Source organism: Parachitinimonas caeni (assembly GCF_030129945.1).
Lineage (GTDB): Bacteria > Pseudomonadota > Gammaproteobacteria > Burkholderiales > Chitinimonadaceae > Parachitinimonas > Parachitinimonas caeni.
In genome coordinates this window covers 1-459 of record NZ_JARRAF010000186.1, presented here as the reverse complement: position 1 = coordinate 459, position 459 = coordinate 1, and the positions used below count along the sequence as shown (strand labels likewise).

The following is a 459-nucleotide window of genomic DNA, read 5'->3' as shown; positions in this document are numbered from 1 at the left end:
TGTACACCCCGGAGGGCCGTCTCCTGCTGGATGACCAGGCGGCGGCCAGCTGGAACCGGCAGGACTTCACCGCCCCCGGCAGCGAGGTCCTGCTGCTGGTGAATCGCCCGCAGTCCCCTCAGGCCGCGCCCATCGCCGTGACCTGCCTGCCGGTCGTGCACACCCATAGCCCGCTGGAGTTGGACACCCCGTTCACCCAGGCCATCGGCAGCAGCAGCGACCGCCTGCAACACACCTTTGAGCTGCAGCAGGCCGGCTGGCTGGATCTGGGCAACCTGCAGGCGCAGGGCGTGCAGATAGCCGCCAGACTGCAGACCGTGAACGGCCAGGCACTTGGCCCCTGGGGGCTGGGCGAGTTCACGCTGGCGGCAGACGCTGCCGCCAGCCCCCGCCACTACTGGCTGCCGGCCGGGCAATACCAACTCGTCTGGCAGGCCCAATCCGCGCCCGCCAGCGGCG

General features: G+C 70.8%; 1 protein-coding gene. It reads left to right on the top strand.

Annotation, left to right across the window (positions count from 1 at the left end; translation table 11 throughout):
- On the top strand, nt 1-459 hold a 459-nt coding region (locus PZA18_RS25800; RefSeq protein WP_284103455.1), incomplete at both ends, for a hypothetical protein.